This is a genomic window from Aeromonas enterica, from assembly GCF_054052465.1.
Genome location: NZ_JBSTYL010000005.1, coordinates 12,133 through 30,110, shown reverse-complemented (window position 1 = coordinate 30,110; position 17,978 = coordinate 12,133). Strand labels below are relative to the sequence as shown.

The 17,978-nt window shown below is 59.9% G+C and carries 15 protein-coding genes and 1 tRNA gene; 6 read left to right on the top strand and 10 right to left on the bottom strand.

The features are described from left to right. Positions 1-24 precede the first annotated feature (24 nt). Together ACW5XD_RS07550 and hinT are read right to left on the bottom strand one after the other, a co-directional pair. On the bottom strand, positions 25-1,449 hold the full coding sequence (locus ACW5XD_RS07550) for a COG3014 family protein (RefSeq protein ID WP_456494347.1): 1,425 nt from the start codon (positions 1,447-1,449) through the stop codon (positions 25-27). Beyond that, complete coding sequence (gene hinT, locus ACW5XD_RS07545) at positions 1,449-1,799, bottom strand: purine nucleoside phosphoramidase (protein WP_042869695.1); 351 nt, start codon at positions 1,797-1,799, stop codon at positions 1,449-1,451. Before hinT ends, ACW5XD_RS07550 begins: the two co-directional genes overlap by 1 nt. 250 nt (positions 1,800-2,049) lie before the next feature. On the opposite strand from hinT, the gene ACW5XD_RS07540 reads away from it, so the two are divergent. Next, complete coding sequence (locus ACW5XD_RS07540; protein WP_456494346.1) at positions 2,050-4,062, top strand: methyl-accepting chemotaxis protein; 2,013 nt, start codon at positions 2,050-2,052, stop codon at positions 4,060-4,062. 84 nt (positions 4,063-4,146) lie between these two features. On the opposite strand, the gene ACW5XD_RS07535 is transcribed toward ACW5XD_RS07540, so the two are convergent. Continuing rightward, entirely contained in the window at positions 4,147-5,046 is a 900-nt protein-coding gene (locus tag ACW5XD_RS07535) for a 6-carboxytetrahydropterin synthase (protein WP_456494345.1), read from the bottom strand. 79 nt (positions 5,047-5,125) lie between these two features. On the opposite strand from ACW5XD_RS07535, the gene ACW5XD_RS07530 reads away from it, so the two are divergent. The 4 genes from ACW5XD_RS07530 (at position 5,126) to ACW5XD_RS07515 (ending at position 8,928) form a co-directional block, all read left to right on the top strand. Then, complete coding sequence (locus tag ACW5XD_RS07530) at positions 5,126-6,469, top strand: dihydroorotase (RefSeq protein WP_456494344.1); 1,344 nt, start codon at positions 5,126-5,128, stop codon at positions 6,467-6,469. A 238-nt stretch (positions 6,470-6,707) separates the two neighbouring features. Then, a tRNA-Pro gene (locus ACW5XD_RS07525) sits at positions 6,708-6,784 on the top strand. Positions 6,785-6,927: 143 nt separating this feature from the next. Continuing rightward, entirely contained in the window at positions 6,928-7,464 is a 537-nt protein-coding gene (locus ACW5XD_RS07520; RefSeq protein WP_456494343.1) for a CC0125/CC1285 family lipoprotein, read from the top strand. A gap of 204 nt (positions 7,465-7,668) precedes the next feature. Beyond that, complete coding sequence (locus ACW5XD_RS07515; protein ID WP_042869686.1) at positions 7,669-8,928, top strand: dicarboxylate/amino acid:cation symporter; 1,260 nt, start codon at positions 7,669-7,671, stop codon at positions 8,926-8,928. Between the two features lie 77 nt (positions 8,929-9,005). Here ACW5XD_RS07515 and ACW5XD_RS07510 read toward each other — a convergent pair whose 3' ends face one another. Then, positions 9,006-9,446 carry a methyltransferase family protein gene (locus ACW5XD_RS07510; RefSeq protein ID WP_456494342.1) on the bottom strand — a complete coding sequence of 147 codons (441 nt, stop codon included), beginning with the start codon at positions 9,444-9,446 and terminating at the stop codon, positions 9,006-9,008. A gap of 191 nt (positions 9,447-9,637) precedes the next feature. Between ACW5XD_RS07510 and alr the strand changes: the two genes are divergently transcribed. Further along, the gene (gene alr, locus ACW5XD_RS07505) at positions 9,638-10,864 is read left to right on the top strand and encodes an alanine racemase (protein WP_456494341.1); all 1,227 of its coding nucleotides are present in this window, start codon (positions 9,638-9,640) and stop codon (positions 10,862-10,864) included. Positions 10,865-10,928: 64 nt separating this feature from the next. On the opposite strand, the gene ACW5XD_RS07500 is transcribed toward alr, so the two are convergent. From ACW5XD_RS07500 to ACW5XD_RS07475, 6 genes are all read right to left on the bottom strand, one after another. Next, on the bottom strand, positions 10,929-11,873 hold the full coding sequence (locus ACW5XD_RS07500; RefSeq protein WP_456494340.1) for a TerC family protein: 945 nt from the start codon (positions 11,871-11,873) through the stop codon (positions 10,929-10,931). 302 nt (positions 11,874-12,175) lie between these two features. Further along, positions 12,176-13,171, bottom strand: coding sequence for a murein tripeptide/oligopeptide ABC transporter ATP binding protein OppF (gene oppF / locus ACW5XD_RS07495; RefSeq protein WP_456494339.1), 996 nt, complete (start codon positions 13,169-13,171; stop codon positions 12,176-12,178). After that, entirely contained in the window at positions 13,172-14,152 is a 981-nt protein-coding gene (gene oppD / locus ACW5XD_RS07490) for an oligopeptide ABC transporter ATP-binding protein OppD (RefSeq protein ID WP_456494338.1), read from the bottom strand. A gap of 118 nt (positions 14,153-14,270) precedes the next feature. Then, on the bottom strand, positions 14,271-15,182 hold the full coding sequence (oppC, locus tag ACW5XD_RS07485) for an oligopeptide ABC transporter permease OppC (RefSeq protein WP_011706428.1): 912 nt from the start codon (positions 15,180-15,182) through the stop codon (positions 14,271-14,273). 14 nt (positions 15,183-15,196) lie between these two features. Continuing rightward, complete coding sequence (oppB, locus tag ACW5XD_RS07480; RefSeq protein ID WP_456494337.1) at positions 15,197-16,117, bottom strand: oligopeptide ABC transporter permease OppB; 921 nt, start codon at positions 16,115-16,117, stop codon at positions 15,197-15,199. Between the two features lie 96 nt (positions 16,118-16,213). Then, the gene (locus ACW5XD_RS07475; RefSeq protein ID WP_456494336.1) at positions 16,214-17,833 is read right to left on the bottom strand and encodes an ABC transporter substrate-binding protein; all 1,620 of its coding nucleotides are present in this window, start codon (positions 17,831-17,833) and stop codon (positions 16,214-16,216) included. Between the last annotated feature and the right edge of the window lie 145 nt (positions 17,834-17,978).

The window sequence follows — 17,978 nt, the reverse complement described above, 5'->3', positions numbered from 1 at the left end:
CATGTGTATTGCCATTGTCCGCCGCTACAGCGGCATCACCCGGGTCGTCAGACCGGCGCCGAGCCGCTGCACCCACACCAGGGTGGTACGCCCGCCGTGGACGGTGAGCGGCAGGGTGCGCATGGCGCTGCCCGCCCCCAGAGTGAGCTGCACCTCGCCTGCCGGCAGCATGCCCTGCCAACTGGACGCCTGGGCCGGCAACGTCAGCCAGCTGCGGGTATCGGCCCGCTCCGAGAGGGTATTGAAGATGCCGACCAGAATATTGCCCACATCGCCCCCCTCCTTGGCGGCGGTGCGCCTCAGCTGCTCCTTGGTCACCAGCCGCAGCGCCTGACGGGTCAGCATGCCCGGCAACCGCTCCTGTAGATCCTTGGCGGCCAACGCCTCCAGTCGCACCAGTTCACTGGTCTGTTCAACCCGCTTGCCCACAGATACCGTCAGCGGCCCGGTGTTGCTGGCCCGATTGTCGTAATAGGGCACGGCCACGGTAAAGGTACGAAAATCGCCGCTGGAGGTGGCGATGGGCAGCGGCAGGAACAGCTCGCGCCGCGCCGGGATCAGACCATCTTCAAACAGCACCACCAGCTGCCCCTGATCCTTGACCAACGGCGGCGCCTTGCGACCCAGCTTCTTCTCGGTCTCCTTGAGCTCATCGGGGGAGCCGCGCAGCCTCGCCAGGCGCAGCAAGGCATCCTGCAGGCTCTGGTTGTCCGGCGCTATCTGGTAGCCGCGTTGATAGTCGACCCAGGCATCGTTGAGATCCCCGGACGCCTCATAGAGCACGCCGGAGAAATAGAAGGTGTAGGCGTTTTGAAAGCCGTTTTTCACCTGGCCGATCAGCCGGTCGAGATCCGGTGCCCCACGCGACATCAGCTGGCGCATCTCCCGCTCGGTGCTGGCTTCTGCCCCTTTCTCTCTGGCCTTGCTGACCTCCCCCGCCCGCGCCTTGAGGGCCCGCTCCTGCACCTGATTGGCCCGGCGCACCTCCACCAGGGCGCCGTCGGCGTCTCCCCGTTGCAGATAGTTGAGGGCCAGATAGTGATGCAGCATGGTGCGCTCATAATCCGGGGTCAGGTAAGCCATGCTCTGATCGTTGGTAAGCAGGCTGCCCGCCTGACCCAGCCCTTGGCTCAACCGGTATTCGGCCTGATTGTCTTCCCACTCGAGGCGGCTGTCGGCGGCGGCAAAGGCCTGCTTGCTGCCCGCATCCTGACCGGCCAGCCAGGCGATGCGGCCCTGCTCGAGCCGATCCAGCACATAGGTGTCGTCCCCCAGGGTGGACTCGCGCACCTCGGGCAGCGCCTCGGCAGCGTGCCCCAGCAGCAGCTGGTTGCGCAGCGGCACCATCTGATCGGAATAGGAGACGAACATGTCCTGCCAGTGGGAGGCGCAGCCCCCCAGCAAGGCGCTGGCCAGCAACAGGCCGGCCAGACGGGGAAACGAGTGCATCACAGGCAGAGCAGCGGCCCCAGGGATTGACCCCCCACCAGATGCATGTGGATGTGGTAGACCTCCTGCCCGCCGTGGCGATTGCAGTTCATGATCAGGCGATAGCCATCCTCGGCGATCCCGGCCTCGCTGGCCAGCTTGCGGGCCACGGTGAACATGCGGCCGAGGGCCAGCTCATGTTCGGCTTCCACGTCGTTGACCGTGGGGATCAGTACATTGGGGATGATCAGGATATGGGTCTTTGCCTTGGGCTGAATGTCCCGAAATGCGGTCACCAGATCGTCTTGATAAAGGATGTCGGCGGGGATCTCTTTACGGATGATTTTGCTGAAAATGGTTTCTTGCGCCATGGATAACTCCTTTATATGAAAAAGAAAATTCAACACCAACCTCAAGCGACTCCCGAGGTGGCCATCAGGGCCCGTCAAGTGTGACACAAGCCGACATTTGACACAGCCGTTGTCCCATTCTCTTCAGTTATTGTTAAAAATACCGATAGCCGGAAGACGTCAGATGGCGTCGCTCGCCCAGAGTGGTAGCAGGGTATCAAATGGACGGGGTATTCAGGCAAGGGACTTTTGCATATACAGCGGGACAATAATGAAACAAACAATGTCAGACCTCTCCATCTTGCAGAGGGTCTATTTAGGCTTTGCCATTCTGGTGGCCGTGATGGCGGCCACCTCGGTACTCACCTTTCGCAGCCAGAGCGAGCTCAATCAGGCGCTGGATCAGGTCACCCGGCAATCCATGCCGCTGGTGCTCGCCAGCAGTCAAACCCAGATCAGCTTGCTCAGTGCCAACAAGTGGCTCACCGACGTGCTGACCGAGCAGGATCCCAAGCAGATCCCGGCCGAGGTGGCCGAGCTGCAACAGGCCAAGGCCCAGGTCGACAAGACGCTCACCACCCTTGCCCAGCAGGCGGCGGCGCACCCTGAACTGCAGGGTGAAATGGCGGCACTGAACAAGCTGGTCAGCGACTATCTGCAACTGACCGGCACCCTGCCCACCGAACACCAGGCCCTGCTCACCCGCTTGCACAAGGTGAACCAGGCCAAGGGGCAGTTTCAGGTCAGTCTGCCCCAGTTCAAGAAGAACCTCGGCGACATGATGGTCACCATTGACGACAGCTTTATCAAGATGCTGTCAGAAACCCTGACCACCAAGCTCTCCGCCATCGAGCTCTCCACCATGGATGCGCTCAACCAGACCATACCCGCACCCATCGAGGCAGCGCTCAAGCGCAACAAGATGCAGATTGAGGGGTTCAACAGCACCATCAAGGATCTGCAGGGGGAGCTCAAGAACTTCGACAATGACATGGGCCACTATGTGCACGGCTTCGTGCGCGACACCACCGCCAGCGAAGGGGTGCTCTCCCAGTACCTGGCGCTGATGCAGCAGCAGGAGCGGATGCGTGAGCAGAGCAAGCAGGCCAGCAAGCTCATCGTCAGCATCCAGAGCAAGCTGGAGGGGATCACCGACCAGAGCCAGCAGCTGATGAACGCCAGCATACGCGCCTCCGGCAAGGTACAGGCCCAGAGCACGCTCACCCAGGGGATCAGCATCGCCATCGCCATTCTGGTGGCCATTCTGGTGGCCTACACCCTGGGCAAGGCCATTCGCCGTCCGCTCAAGGAGCTGCTGCGGGTGCTGACCGAGGTGACTCAGGGCGACATGACCCAGCGCATCGGTTTTCGCAGCAAGAACGAGTTTGGCCAGCTCGGCAGCCAGATCAACCTGCTGATCCAGCAGATGGAGGACGTGCTGAGCCAGCTCTCCCAGGCCTCGACCCAGCTCAACAACGCCGCCCACGACAACCGCCACACCACGGAATCGGTGCGGGCGGATCTGGAGAAACAGCGCCAGGAGACCGCCTCGGTCGCCGCCGCCATGACCCAGATGGAAGCCTCGGTGCGTGAAGTGGCGCAGGCGGCCAACCAGACTCTGGAGCGGGTGCAGGACGTGGAGAAAGCCTCCGAGACCGGCCGCAAGGTGATGGCCGGCAACATCACCACCACCCATCAGCTGGCGGGCAAGTTGCAGCAGACCGGCAAGGTGATCGGCGATGTGAGCGCCATGAGCAACCAGATAGGCAACATACTCGATGTCATTCGCGGCATCGCCGAGCAGACCAACCTGCTGGCGCTCAATGCCGCCATCGAGGCGGCCCGGGCCGGCGAGCAGGGCCGCGGCTTTGCGGTGGTGGCCGACGAGGTGCGCAGCCTGGCGGGGCGCACCGCCCAGTCCACCAGCGAGATCCAGACCATGATCGAGAACCTGCAGCAGGGGGTCGCCAAGGCGGTGACAGTGATGCAGGAGTGCTCCCGCGAGATGGACAGCTGCATGGATCAGAGTTCCCACGCCAACAACGCCATGGAGGAGGTGCAGGGGATAGTGGTGCTGATCAGCGACATGTCGAGCCAGATAGCCTCCGCCGCCGAGCAGCAGCAGGCCACCAGCGCCGACATCGCCACCAACCTCAACCGCATCTCGGATATCTCGGATCTCAACTATCAGGGGATCGAGCGGGTGGCCGAGACCAGCCAGCAGCTCGACTCGCTGGCCGAGCAGCAGGAGAGCCTGGTCAAGCGCTTCCGGCTCAGCGCCTGATGAGACCGTCTGTTTTTCCATTGTCCTGAAACCACAAGGCCCCGCAGATGCGGGGCCTTGCTTATTCTGGCAACGAGCACGGGATCAGGCGTAGGCGATGGCGCCCTTGCCCACCCCTTCATAGGCCACGACTTTCACGAACTTGTCGCCCACCGCCTTCTTCACTTCCCGGGCTATGTAGCAGGCCAGCAGCTCTATGGTGGTGTCGGTGTCGATCATCTCCACCTCCCCCGCCGGCATGGCAAGCTGGAACAACCCCTGAGGCGCCACGTACTTGAAGCCGAGGTGGTGCTCACCCGGCTGTGTGCTGGTCATCTCATTCAGGGTGCTTCTGGCCAGCTCGCTCAGGCTCAGCTCGCCGAGGGCCACCTTGTCCTCTTCGGTACCGAGGTAAATGTCGGCCCAGCGCTCGGCCCAGTTCAGCTCCAGCTCACCGTCACGCTCACCGTCCACATGGATCTCGATGGGAGAGCGATGGCCGTGGGCGATGCGCTGGCAGTTGCCATCGTGCTTTTTCAGGCCGTGGCTGTAGTGGTAGAAGGCGCCATCGATCTGCTCCTGACGCAGGGTCAGCGCCAAGTCCTTGATGTTGCCGGGCAGCCGTTGGGCCAGCACCGCCAGCAGATAGCGGGTGACGGACTCCTTGTCGATCTGGGGCGCCGGGATGAAGGCAAAGCCCTGGGTGGGGCAGCGCAGGTGAATGGAGCGACCCGGGCGCAGCAGATCGACCGTGCTCTCCTCCCCCTCCAGATGAGCCACATGGACCAAGGCGCACTCGGCCGGCACCAGCAGCTTGTGATCCACCTCTTCATCGATGATCGACTTGATCAGTTTTTTCACCCGACCAAAGTCCAGCAGCATGCTCATCTCGTTGAGCTCGCCGCTCATCTCGACATCCACCAGCCAGCTCTCCCCCACCATGCCACGGCGTTCACACAGGTAGCTGGAATCGATCACGGTCAAATCTCTTACAAATAACTTCATCAGTCAGGCCTTGCTACAGAGAAAGTGCAGTTTGCGATATTATGACCCGCGATCACTGACAAAGGAACCGGACTCCCCCATGAACAAATTGCTAATCAAGAATGCCACCCTGGTCAATGAAGGCCGCATCTATGCCTCGGATGTATTGATTGAAGGGGAACGGATCGCCCGGATCGCCCCTCACATAGAGGCGCCCGATGCCGTGGTGATAGATGCAGCCGGTCGTCACCTCATCCCCGGAATGATCGACGATCAGGTCCATTTCCGGGAGCCCGGCCTGACCCACAAGGGGACCATCGCCAGTGAATCCCGGGCCGCCGTGGCAGGAGGCACCACCAGCTTCATGGAAATGCCCAACGTCAACCCCCAGACCACCACCCTCGATGCCCTCGAAGCCAAATACCAGATAGCCGCCAACTCCTCCGCCGCCAACTACAGCTTCTATCTCGGTGCCACCAACGACAACCTCGACGAGATCAAGCGTCTCGATCCCAAGCAGTCCTGCGGGGTCAAGGTGTTCATGGGCTCCTCCACCGGCAACATGCTGGTGGACAACCAGGAGACACTGGCGGCGATTTTCCGCGAGAGCCCGGTGATGATAGTCACCCACTGCGAGGACACCCCCTCCATCAAGGTGCTGGAAGACGAGGCCCGCGCCAAGTGGGGCGAGGATGTGCCGATGCGTGAGCACGGCCGCATTCGCAATGACGAGGCCTGCTACAAGTCCTCCAGCATGGCGGTGGGTCTGGCGAAAAAGTACGGTGCCAAGCTGCACGTGCTGCACCTCACCTCAGCCAAGGAGCTGTCGCTGTTTACCGCCAGCCATGACTTGAGCGAGCTGAAAGACAAGAACATCACCGCCGAGGTGTGTGTCCACCACCTGTTCTTCAACGAGGCGGATTACGACACCCTGGGCAGCCAGATCAAGTGCAACCCGGCGGTGAAGACAGCCGCCGACCAGCACGCCCTGCTGGATGCGGTGCGCAATGACGTGCTGGACATCATCGCCACCGACCACGCCCCCCACACCTGGGAGGAGAAGCAGAACAGCTACTTCAAGGCGCCGTCCGGCATCCCCCTGGTGCAGCACTCCATGCTGGCCCTGCTGGAGCTCTACCACAACGGCGTGTTCAGCCTGGAGACCATCGTCAAGAAAACCTCCCACGCGGTGGCCGAGCGTTTCCAGGTGCAGGATCGCGGCTACATTCGCGAGGGCTACTTCGCAGATCTGGTGCTGCTGGATCTGGGCAAGCCCTATGTGGTCAACGACAGCAACCTGCTCTACCTGTGCGGCTGGTCCCCCTTCAACGGCTACCGCTTCCACAGCACGGTGGAGATGACCCTGGTCAACGGCCAGATCGCCTGGCAAAACGGCCAGGTCACCAATCAGGTGCTGGGCAAGCGGCTCACCTTCAACCGTTGATCCGCTCATCGCTGATGCAAACGGCCGCCTCCGGGCGGCCGTTTGCATGGTGGGTTGAACAGTGGGTTGAAAAAGCCCCCTGACATGGGCCCTCGATGGCCGGATTTAGCCGCTGTGGCGGTACTTTGAGCGTCTATTGCTCGCAAAGCAGGCAAACAGTCTCAGAGTGGGATTTCCCCTGTTGACAGGGTCGGGTCATCTCCATAAACTCAGCCCCCGTCAGCCGAGCTGACTCCGTCGGTGTGTAGCGCAGCCAGGTAGCGCATCTGCATGGGGTGTAGAGGGTCGGAGGTTCGAATCCTCTCACACCGACCAAATTCCCCGAAAAAGGCCTTGTCAAACGACAAGGCCTTTTTTTATTCCCTGGCTTGGCTCAGCCAGCAGTGGCCTGAGCGGCGATTGTCTCACGGATCGGTTTGTGCTGTAGTGGTGAGGTGTTTCGCCAAGCGGCCCTCGCGATGCAACGTCTGCTCCCCCTCTCCTTCTGCTCCCGTTGTCATGCAGGGCGGTTTGCCAGCCTGTCCGGCTTTGGCACCCGCCTGTCTGATCTGTTGCTGGCCTGCCTGCTGAGCGCTCTGCTGCTCGGCTGTGCCACCCCCTATCACAGCGAGAAATCATTCTGGAACGGCCAGACGGGGTTTTCCCACACCCGCCTTGCGCCGGACAAATGGCAACTGGAGTTTGTCGGCAACGAGCTGATCGATCGGGAGACGGCCCGCAAGTATGTGCTCAAGCGGGCGGGCGAGATAGCGCAGAGCCAAGGCTACGAGTGGGTGGACGTGAACGAGCTGACCCTGTCGCGGGATGCGGTCAGGGTCACCCCCTCGCATCCGGTATTCGGCTTTGATACGGACGAGCCGGATCCCTTTCTGACACAGATGCAGGTACAGCACAGCACCTCGGCCCTGCTGATCTTCACCCTGTCTCATCGCTCGTTAAACGAACGATGCATGAAAGCCAATTATCTCGCCAACATTAAAATAAACAGCGATTAATATAGGTTAAATGCAAGATCTATATCACATACAACTAATGGCAACATAAAATTCTGCTACAAGGCTCTGGATTTACCCCCCCGTATTAGGCATGCTGCCAGCACACCGGCTGTCAGGAATCTACGGCCCGGATCACAAAAACGGACTGAAGTGGCACCCCTGCCACCCCAAACGCTTTGCACTTATCAAAACTGGGACCCCCCCATGAAAATGAATAAATTGACGGTTGCCATCCTCATCGCGATGCTGGTTGGCATCCTGACTGGTCAGGGCTATCGCATGTTTGCCCCGGATCAGGCCGCTGGCTTTGCCAGTGACATCACCATATTGACCGACATCTTCCTGCGACTGATCAAGATGATCATCGCCCCCCTGGTCTTCACCACCCTGGTGGTCGGCATCGCCAAGATGGGCGATACCCGCACCGTGGGCCGTATCGGCGCCAAGACCCTGGGCTGGTTCATGCTGGCCTCCCTGCTCTCCCTGACCCTGGGTCTGGTGATGGTCACCCTGATGCAACCTGGCGTGGGTCTCTCCCTCTCCCTGCCGGATGATGCCGCCAGCTCCGGCGTAGTCGCCAGCGCCATCTCCCTCAAGGACTTCGTCACCCACGCCATTCCGAAAAGCGTGGTTGAGGCCATGGCCACCAACGAGATCCTGCAGATAGTAGTGTTCTCCCTCTTCTTCGGGCTGGCCGCCGCCGCGCTGGGCGATGCCGCCAAACCCGTGGTCAAGCTGATGGCCAGTGCCGCCGAGATCATGCTGAAAGTGACCGGTTACGTGATGAACTTCGCGCCGTTCGCCGTGTTCGGTGCCATCGCCGCCATGGTTGCCAAGGAAGGGCTCGGCATCCTCGCCACCTACGGCACCTTCATGGCCCAGTTCTATCTGGCCCTGGCCTGCCTCTGGCTGCTGCTTATCGCCATGGGCAGCCTGTTCATTCGCCGCCGCGTGCTGACCCTGCTGGCCATGATCCGCGAGCCCATACTGCTGGCCTTCTCCACCGCCAGCTCCGAGGCCGCTTATCCCAAGACCCTGGATCGACTGGAGAAGTTCGGCTGTGACAAGCGCATCGCCAGCTTCGTGCTGCCCATGGGCTACTCCTTCAACCTGGACGGCTCCATGATGTACTGCACCTTCGCGGTCATGTTCATCGCCCAGGCTTATGGCATAGAGCTCTCTCTGGCTCAGCAGATCACCATGCTGCTGTTGTTGATGGTCACCTCCAAGGGGATGGCCGGCGTGCCGCGCGCCTCCCTGGTGGTCATCGCCGCCACCCTCAACCAGTTCCACATTCCGGAAGCCGGTATCCTGCTGCTGCTCGGCATAGATCACTTCCTCGACATGGGTCGCTCCGCCACCAACGTGCTGGGCAACGCCATCGCCGCCAGCGTGGTGGCCAAGACCGAAGACAGCCTGGGTGAAACCGAGCCGCTGGGTGAGGTGGATACCGCCAAGGCGTGATTTCTCCCGCCAGCAAGATACAAAACGGCCCGCTGATGCGGGCCGTTTTCTTATTCCTCATGACGACACAGCGGGCCTCAGCACCAGCGCCTCACCCGCCGGCAATAATCGGCATAAGCGTCACCAAAGCGAGCCTGCAGCGCCCGCTCTTCCGGCACGATTTGAAAGCGGTCGAGCCAGCCCCACAACAGCAGTGGCCCAAGCCAGACGCTCGTGCCACCCAGATAGCAGGCCAGCGCCATCATCCAGCAGACCAGCCCCAAATACATGGGGTTGCGACTGAGACGGTATAGCCCGCCCGTCACCAGCGCACTGGCCTGCTCCGGCCGCATCGGACTGACGGTGGTGCCCTGGCGGCGAAAACGCAGCAAGGCGCCAAATCCGAACAATCCTCCCAGCAGCACCAGCAACAGCGCGAGGACGGGCCATCCCTCCCCGGTTCCACCCCACGCCACCATGCCCAGCGCCACGACGCCGAACAACAGCACGGGCGGAACACGACACTCCAGATCTATCATCTATTGACTCCCATGACAGGTGCCACAATCGACACCTTGCGATACACTTCCCACGGGAATAATGCCGCAGGAAATTGACAAAGTTCATAACAATAACAATGCCTTGGCTACACTTTATCCCATCTGCATGACACAGGCCGCGATCAGGCCGTCATGTACCTCAACACCAACAATAAAAAAGGAACCACCCCATGCACAAGAAGACACTGCTGGCCACCTTGATCCTGGGCCTGCTGGCCGGTCAGGCCGTCGCCGCACCCTATCTGCCGCTGGCAAACGATCATCGCAATGGCGAGGTACAAACCGCCAGCAATGCCTGGCTGGAAGTCGATCTCGGCGCCTTCGAGCACAACATCCAGACCCTCAAGGATCGCCTCGGTGACAAGGGCCCGCAGATCTGCGCCATCATGAAGGCTGACGCCTATGGTCATGGCATCGACCTGCTGGTGCCGTCGGTGGTCAAGGCCAACATCCCCTGCATCGGCATCGCCAGCAACGAAGAGGCCCGCGTGGCGCGTGAGAAGGGCTTCACCGGCCGTCTGATGCGAGTGCGCTCTGCCACCCCGGACGAAGTGGAGCAGGCCCTGCCCTACAAGATGGAAGAGCTCATAGGCAGTCTGGTGAGCGCCCAGGGCATCGCCGAGATCGCCCAGCGTCACCATACCAATATTCCGGTGCATATCGGTCTCAACTCCGCCGGCATGAGCCGCAACGGCATCGACCTGCGTCTGGCGGACTCCAAGGCCGATGCACTGGCCATGCTCAAACTCAAGGGGATCACCCCGGTCGGCATCATGACCCACTTCCCGGTGGAGGAGAAAGAGGACGTCAAGATGGGGCTGGCCCAGTTCAAGCTGGACTCCCAGTGGCTGATCGAGGCAGGCAAGCTGGATCGCAGCAAGCTCACCATCCACGCGGCCAACTCCTTCGCCACCCTGGAAGTGCCGGACGCCTACTTTGACATGGTGCGCCCGGGCGGCCTGCTCTACGGTGACTCCATCCCCTCCTACACCGAATACAAGCGGGTGATGGCGTTCAAGACCCAGGTTGCCTCCGTCAACCACTACCCGGCCGGCAACACCGTCGGTTATGACCGCACCTTCACCCTCAAGCGCGACTCCTGGCTTGCCAACCTGCCGCTGGGCTATTCCGACGGCTATCGCCGTGCACTGAGCAACAAAGCCTATGTGCTTATCCAGGGTCAGAAGGTGCCCGTAGTCGGCAAGACCTCCATGAACACCATCATGGTGGACGTGACCGATCTCAAGGGGGTCAAACCCGGTGATGAGGTGGTGCTGTTTGGCCGTCAGGGTGAGGCAGAAGTGAAACAGGCGGATCTGGAGGAGTATAACGGCGCCTTGCTGGCGGACATGTACACCATCTGGGGCTACACCAACCCCAAGAAACTCAAGCGCTGATAACGCGATATGAAAAAGGGCTCCCGCGGGAGCCCTTGTTGTCAGTGCTTTATGGTATGCGCATTCAAGCCGCTTTTTTACGGGTCACGAAGAGGCTCAGTCCCATAGAGGTCAGCAAGATCAGCGCAACTACGCCAAGCGCAATGCCAGTCGGGATCTTGAAGATATCCAGCAGCAGCATCTTGACCCCGATGAACATCAGGATCAGCGCCAGACCGTACTTCAACAGAGCAAAGCGCTCGGCCACCCCGGCCAGCAGGAAGTACATGGCACGCAGGCCCATGATGGCGAAAATGTTGGAGGTCAGCACGATGAAGGGATCCGTGGTCACCGCGAAGATGGCCGGAATGCTGTCCACCGCGAAGATGAGATCGCTCACCTCCACCAGTACCAGAATGAGCAGCAGCGGCGTCGCGTAGCGCACACCATCACGCCAAACGAAGAACTTCTCTCCCTCCAGGGTCTCGGTCACCTTGAAACGACGTCGCATCCAGCCCAGCAGCGGATTGTTGGCGAGGTCTGGCTCCTTGTCGGCCGCCCACAGCATCTTGACCCCGGTCAGCAGCAGGAAGGCGCCGAACAGGTAAAGGATCCAGTGGAACTGCTCGATGAGCCAGCTGCCCGCGAACACCATACCGGCGCGCATCACGATGGCGCCCAGCACCCCGTACAGCAGCACCCGGCGCTGCAGCTCGGCCGGAATGGCAAAGTAGCCAAACAGCATCAGCCAGACGAAGACGTTGTCCACCGCCAGCGCCTTCTCGATCAGGTAGCCGGTGAGGAACTCCAGCCCTTTCTGGTTGGCGATCTCGCGACCTGCGCTGTGATCCAGCCAGAACCAGATGGCCAGGTTGAAGAGCAGTGCCACGCTGATCCAGATAAGGGACCAGATGCCCGCCTCTTTGAGCGACACCTTGTGCGCCTTGCCACCACCGACAAAGCGAATATCAATCCATAACAGGACCAGCACTATGCTGAAGAAACCGGCCCACATCCACCATTCACCCATTTTCACTTCTCCCAAATACGACAAAACCCACGACCGAGAGGCATGGGTTTGCTTTTGGAGCAGATACACCTTGCCTCTCGGCAAGGTCTCACTTACAGCTGATTTGCATCAACTGCCCGGCTGCCGGGTGCACTGCAGGATATGGGTGCACCGTAATGACGACAAACCGGCGAGAAGTTACTCCCCTTGTTGCGCGGATAGTAACAGCGGCCAAAGATAACGCCAAGAGACATCTTCACCTCTTGCCAAAATTAATCGGGGCACCACCAGGGTGCCCCGCAAACACGTTCAACAAACCACCGTCAGAGCGGATCTGCCTTGAGGCAAGAGACCGCATGGTCGAAGTTCCCCTCAAGCATGGGACGAGTCTTGGCACACTCGGGGCCCGCTACCGGGCAGCGGGTGCGGAATACACAGCCGGACGGCGGGTTCATGGGGGATGGCAAGTCCCCCTCCAGGATCTGGATGACCTTGCTGCGTTCCAGATCCGGATCTGGAATGGGCACGGCCGACATCAGGGCCTTGGTGTAGGGGTGCAGGGGATTGGCGAAGATCTCCTTGCGAGTCCCCAGCTCCACCGCGTTGCCCAGATACATCACCAGCACCCGATCCGAGATGTGTTTGACCACGGACAGGTCGTGGGCGATGAAGATGAGCGACAATCCCATCTCTTTCTGGATTGCCTTGAGCAAGTTGACCACCTGCGCCTGGATGGAGACATCCAGCGCCGAGACCGGCTCGTCGCAGATGATCATCTTGGGTTCCAGGATCAGTGCCCGGGCGATGCCGATACGCTGGCACTGGCCACCGGAGAACTCATGCGGGTAGCGGTTCACCAGGTTCGGCAAGAGACCCACCTTGCTCATCATGGCGCGTACCTTCTCCTTCACCTGCGCTGTGGATAGGTTGGGATAGAAGGTGACGAGCGGCTCGGCGATGATGTCGCCTATGGTCATGCGCGGGTTCAGGGAGGCCAGTGGATCCTGGAAGATCATCTGGATCTCCTTGCGCTTCTCCCGCAGCGCCTTCTGGTCGAGCTTGGTCAGATCGTTGCCCAGCCACACCACCTTGCCGTCGGTGGCAGGCACCAGGCCTATCAGGGCACGGGCGAAGGTGGATTTGCCACAGCCGGACTCGCCCACCACGCCCAGGGTCTCCCCTTCATACAGGCGCAGAGTCACACCGTCTACCGCCTTCAACGCCGAGGGCTTGGCCCAGGGCCAGGCCCTGTCACTCTTGATGCTGAAGTGGACCTTGAGGTCGGACACTTCCAGCAGCAGTTTCTTGTCAGTACCCATTTAATTCGCCCCCTTGATCATGGCATCCGATACCCAATGGCAAGCCCGCTCACGGCCGTCGTTGAACGGCGTCAGAACAGGTGATTGCTGACCGCAAATCTCGCTCACCCGGTGGCAGCGCTCCTGGAAGGGGCAGCCGGTGGGCAGACGCAGCAGGTTGGGCGGATTGCCCGGGATGGTGGGCAGCTCTTCCCCTTCGGTGTCGAGGCGGGGAATGGCGCGCAGCAAGCCTTCGGTATAGGGATGGCTCGGGCGATAGAAGATGTCGTTCACCCGGCCGTACTCCATGGTACGACCGGCGTACATCACCAACACCTTGTCACAGATGCCGGCGACCACGCCCAAGTCGTGGGTGATCATGATGATGGAGGTGTTGAACTCGCGCTTGAGCTCGTTCATCAGCGTCATGATCTGGGCCTGTACCGTCACGTCCAGCGCCGTGGTCGGCTCATCGGCGATCAGCAGCTGTGGCCGGCACAAGAGGGCCATGGCGATCATCACCCGTTGACGCATGCCACCGGAGAACTCATGGGGGTACATGTTCATCCGCTTGCGCGACTCGGGGATCTTGACCGCATCCAGCATGCGCACCGACTCTTCGAACGCCTCGGCCTTGCTCACCCCCTTGTGCAGCATCAGCACTTCCATCAGCTGATCCTTCACTTTCATATAGGGATTGAGCGAGGTCATGGGGTCCTGGAAGATCATGGCGATCTTCTCGGAGCGGATCTTGTTGAGCTTGTGCTCCGGCAGGTTCAGGATCTCGTCGCCCTGAAATTTGGCCGAGCCGGTGATGACGCCGTTCTTGGCCAGCAGCCCCATGATGGCGAACGCGGTCTGGGATTTACCCGAACCGGACTCACCGACGATCCCCAGGGTCTCGCCCGCAGCGAGGGAGAAGTTGAGGTCGTTGACCGCCACCACATTGCCGTCCGGGGTCTTGAACTCGACCCGCAGATCTTTTACATCCAGTAATTTCATAAAAACTCCTTATCGATCTTTCGTGACGTTTTCCTGTCGATCCGATGCGCTATCCGCCCGATTGAGCCGCACTCTGCGGCCCTTCGACGCGTTGTTTCAGCGCTCCTTCGCCGCTTTCTCAGCGATCTTTCGGATCGAGGGCGTCACGCAGACCATCCCCGAGGAAGTTGAAGCAAAACAGGGTCACCACCATGAAACCGGCGGGGAACAGGAGTTGCCAGATGGCCACTTCCATCGACTTGGAGCCTTCATCCAGCAGAGCGCCCCAGCTGGTCATGGGCTCTTGTACGCCCAGCCCCAGGAAGCTCAGGAAGGATTCGAACATGATCATGCCCGGCACCAGCAGGGTGGCGTAGACCGCCACGATACCCAGCACGTTGGGCACGATGTGACGGGTGATGATCTTCCACTTGGAAACGCCGCAGACGTGAGCCGCCTCGATGAACTCCTTGCTCTTGAGGCTCAGGGTCTGGCCTCGCACGATCCGCGCCATGTCGAGCCAGCTCACCGCCCCGATGGCGATGAAGATGAGCGCCAGATTGCGGCCGAAGAAGGTCACCAGCATGATCACGAAGAACATGAAGGGGAAGGCGTTGAGGATCTCCAGTACCCGCATCATAAGGCTGTCGACCCGACCGCCGATGAAGCCGGAGGCCGCGCCGTAGAGGGTGCCGATGATGACGGCCACCATGGCCCCCATGATGCCGACCATCAGCGAGATGCGCCCGCCAAGCAGGGTGCGCACGAACAGATCGCGCCCCAGGCTGTCGGTGCCGAACCAGTGGCCGGTTTCCATGTCCGGAGCCGCCTGCATGGCGCCCCAGTCAGGATCGTCGAAGGTGTATTGGGACAGATGCGGTCCCACGATCACCGCCAGACCGATGATGGTCAGTATGATGAGGCTGGTAAGCGCGGCCTTGTTGCGCAGGAAACGGCGACGGGCATCCTTCCACAGGGAGCGTCCTTCCACCACTTCCACTTGCTGGGCGAACGCCTCGACGGCTTCGCGTTTTTCAGTTGTGACAACCATGATGTACTCCCGACTTAGTAACGGATCTTGGGATCGATAAAGGCATAGAGAATATCGACCACTGCGTTAAAGGTGATGGTGAGGGCACCGACCAGAATGGTCAGACCGAGCACCATGGAGTAATCACGGTTGAGGGCACCGTTGACGAACAGCTGGCCAATCCCCGGCAGACCGAAGATGGTCTCGATCACCACGGACCCCGTGATGATGCCGACGAAGGCCGGGCCCAGATAGGAGACCACCGGCAGCATGGCCGGGCGCAGCGCGTGCTTGAGGATGATGTGACGCAGCGGCAGGCCCTTGGCGCGGGCGGTACGGATGAAGTTGGAGTTCATGGTCTCGATCATGCTGCCGCGCATGATGCGCGAGATGGCGGAGATGTAATACATCATCATGCCAAATACCGGCAGTACCATGAATTGCACCCCGCCCCCCTGCCAGCCACCAGCCGGGAACCAGCCCAGATAGATACTGAAGAAGAGCACCAGCAAGGGTGCCAGCACGAAGCCCGGGATCACCACCCCGGCCATGGCCGACGACATCAAGAGATAGTCGATGAGGGTGTTCTGTTTCAAGGCTGCTATGGTGCCAAAAGTTACCCCGAGCAAGACGGCAAAGACGAAAGCCGCGCTCCCGATCTTGGCGGAAACAGGCAGCGCCTGGCTCACCAGATCATTGACGCTGAAGTCCTTGTACTTGAAGGAAGGGCCCAGATCGCCCTGCACCAGGTTGCCCAGATAGGTGAGGTATTGCACGCCGATGGGCTTGTCCAGGCCATATTTGGCCTCGATGTTGGCAAGCACTTCCGGCGGCAGTGCGCGTTCGCTGGTGAAGGGGTTACCTGGCGCGAAACGCATCATGAAGAAGGAGACGGTGATCAAGACCAGCAGAGTCGGGATCGCTTCCAGTAGACGTTTGAGAATGAATTTCAACATAGACAATTCCTGTCCTGTACTGCTTCCAAAGGGTCGCGGTTGTAATAAAGGCCCGCCGTCCGGCGGGCCTGCTTGTTATGCGACTTGTTATTTTACTCAGTGAGCAATGATGTACATGTCTTTGCTGTAGAGGTTGTCCAGCGGGTTGGCCGGGTAGCCACCCACATAGGACTTGACCATGCGGGAGGTCACGTACTGATAGATGGGCGCAATCGGCATGTCCTGGGCCAGGATCTCTTCAGCCTGGACATAGAGCTTGTTGCGAGCATCGGCATCCACCTGGTTGCGTGACTCGTTCATCAGCTTGTCAAACGTCGGATTGGAGTATTTGCCGTCGTTGTTGCCGTGAGTGGTCTGCATCAGATCCAGCATGGAAGAGGCTTCGTTATAGTCGGCGATCCAGCCGGCACGGCCCACATCAAACTGGCCCTGCTTCTTGGTCTCCAGGTAGGTTTTCCACTCCTGGTTCACCAGGCTCACCTGCACACCCAGCTTCTTCCACATGGACGCCACGGCAACCGCTACCTTCTTGTGGTTGTCGTCGGTGTTGTAGAGCAGCTCGAACTTGAGCGGCTTGTCTGGGCCGAAACCGGCTTCGGTCAGCAGCGCTTTCGCCTTGGCGTCACGATCGGCCTGAGTCAGCTTGGACCAGGCTGGTGCCACCGGCTTGAAACCGTCAACGAAATCAGGCACCAGGGTGTAGCCCGGGGTTTCGCCCTTGCCCATCACCTTGTCGGCAATCACATTGCGGTCGATGGCGTAAGAGAGGGCAGTACGCACCCGCACGTCATCAAACGGTTTCTTTTTGAAGTTGTACTGGTAGTAGTAGGTACCAACATAGCCGCTCACCTTCACCTCATTCGGCAGCTCTTTCTTCATCTGCTTGAAGCGTTCGATGGGCATGTTGTAGGTGAGATCCACTTCACCGGCCAGATAACGGTTCAGCTCGGCGTTGGTGGACTGGATCGGCAGGTAGGTGACGGTATTGATCACCGTCTTGGCGTTGTTCCAGTAGTTGGGATTGCGCTCGACGTCCACACGCTCGTTCACCACCCAGTCTTTCAGCTTATAAGCACCGTTGGATACCATGTTGCCAGGCTGAGTCCACTTGTCACCGTACTTCTCAATCACCTTCTTCGGCACCGGGTAGGTGGTGGTGTGAGAGAGCATGCTGACGAAATAGGGTACAGCCTTCTCCAGCTGCACTTCGAAGGTATAGTCATCGACCGCTTTCACGCCCAGAGTATCGGCAGGCTTCTTGCCGGCGATGATGTCGGAAGCGTTGGCGATGGTCGGGATCTCCAGATACCAGGAGTAGGGAGAGGCGGTTTTCGGATCGACGGCCCGCTTGAAGGCAAATTCGAAATCGTGAGCGGTAACGGGATCCCCGTTGGACCACTTGGCGTCTTTACGCAGGTGGAACACATAGTTTTTGTTGTCCTTGGTTTCCCAGGACTCGGCCATGGCGGGGAGGATTTCCCCTTTGGGGCCGGAGGCAACGAGACCTTCGAACAGGTCGCGCAGAATATTGGATTCAACCGTTCCTTCGGTTTTGTGCGGGTCTAGGGTGGCAGGCTCGGAGCCATTACCTTTTACCAGCTGCTGAACGTCAGCCAGTTTGGTGCCTGCGGGAACATCGGCGGCCTGTGCCGCGTTGACACCGCCGAACAGTGCTGCCACCAAGAGGGTATTAATCATTGTTTTTTTATGAGTCATTTCCATACTCCACAAGAACATTCCATGCATTTGTCCATCAACGAGATAAGTACCCCGCTGCCAGCATAATTCCCTGACATTTCTGATAATGCAATAGATATCGTCAGGCATAGCTAGACTTCATGGTCAAAAAAGCAGCTTTTGA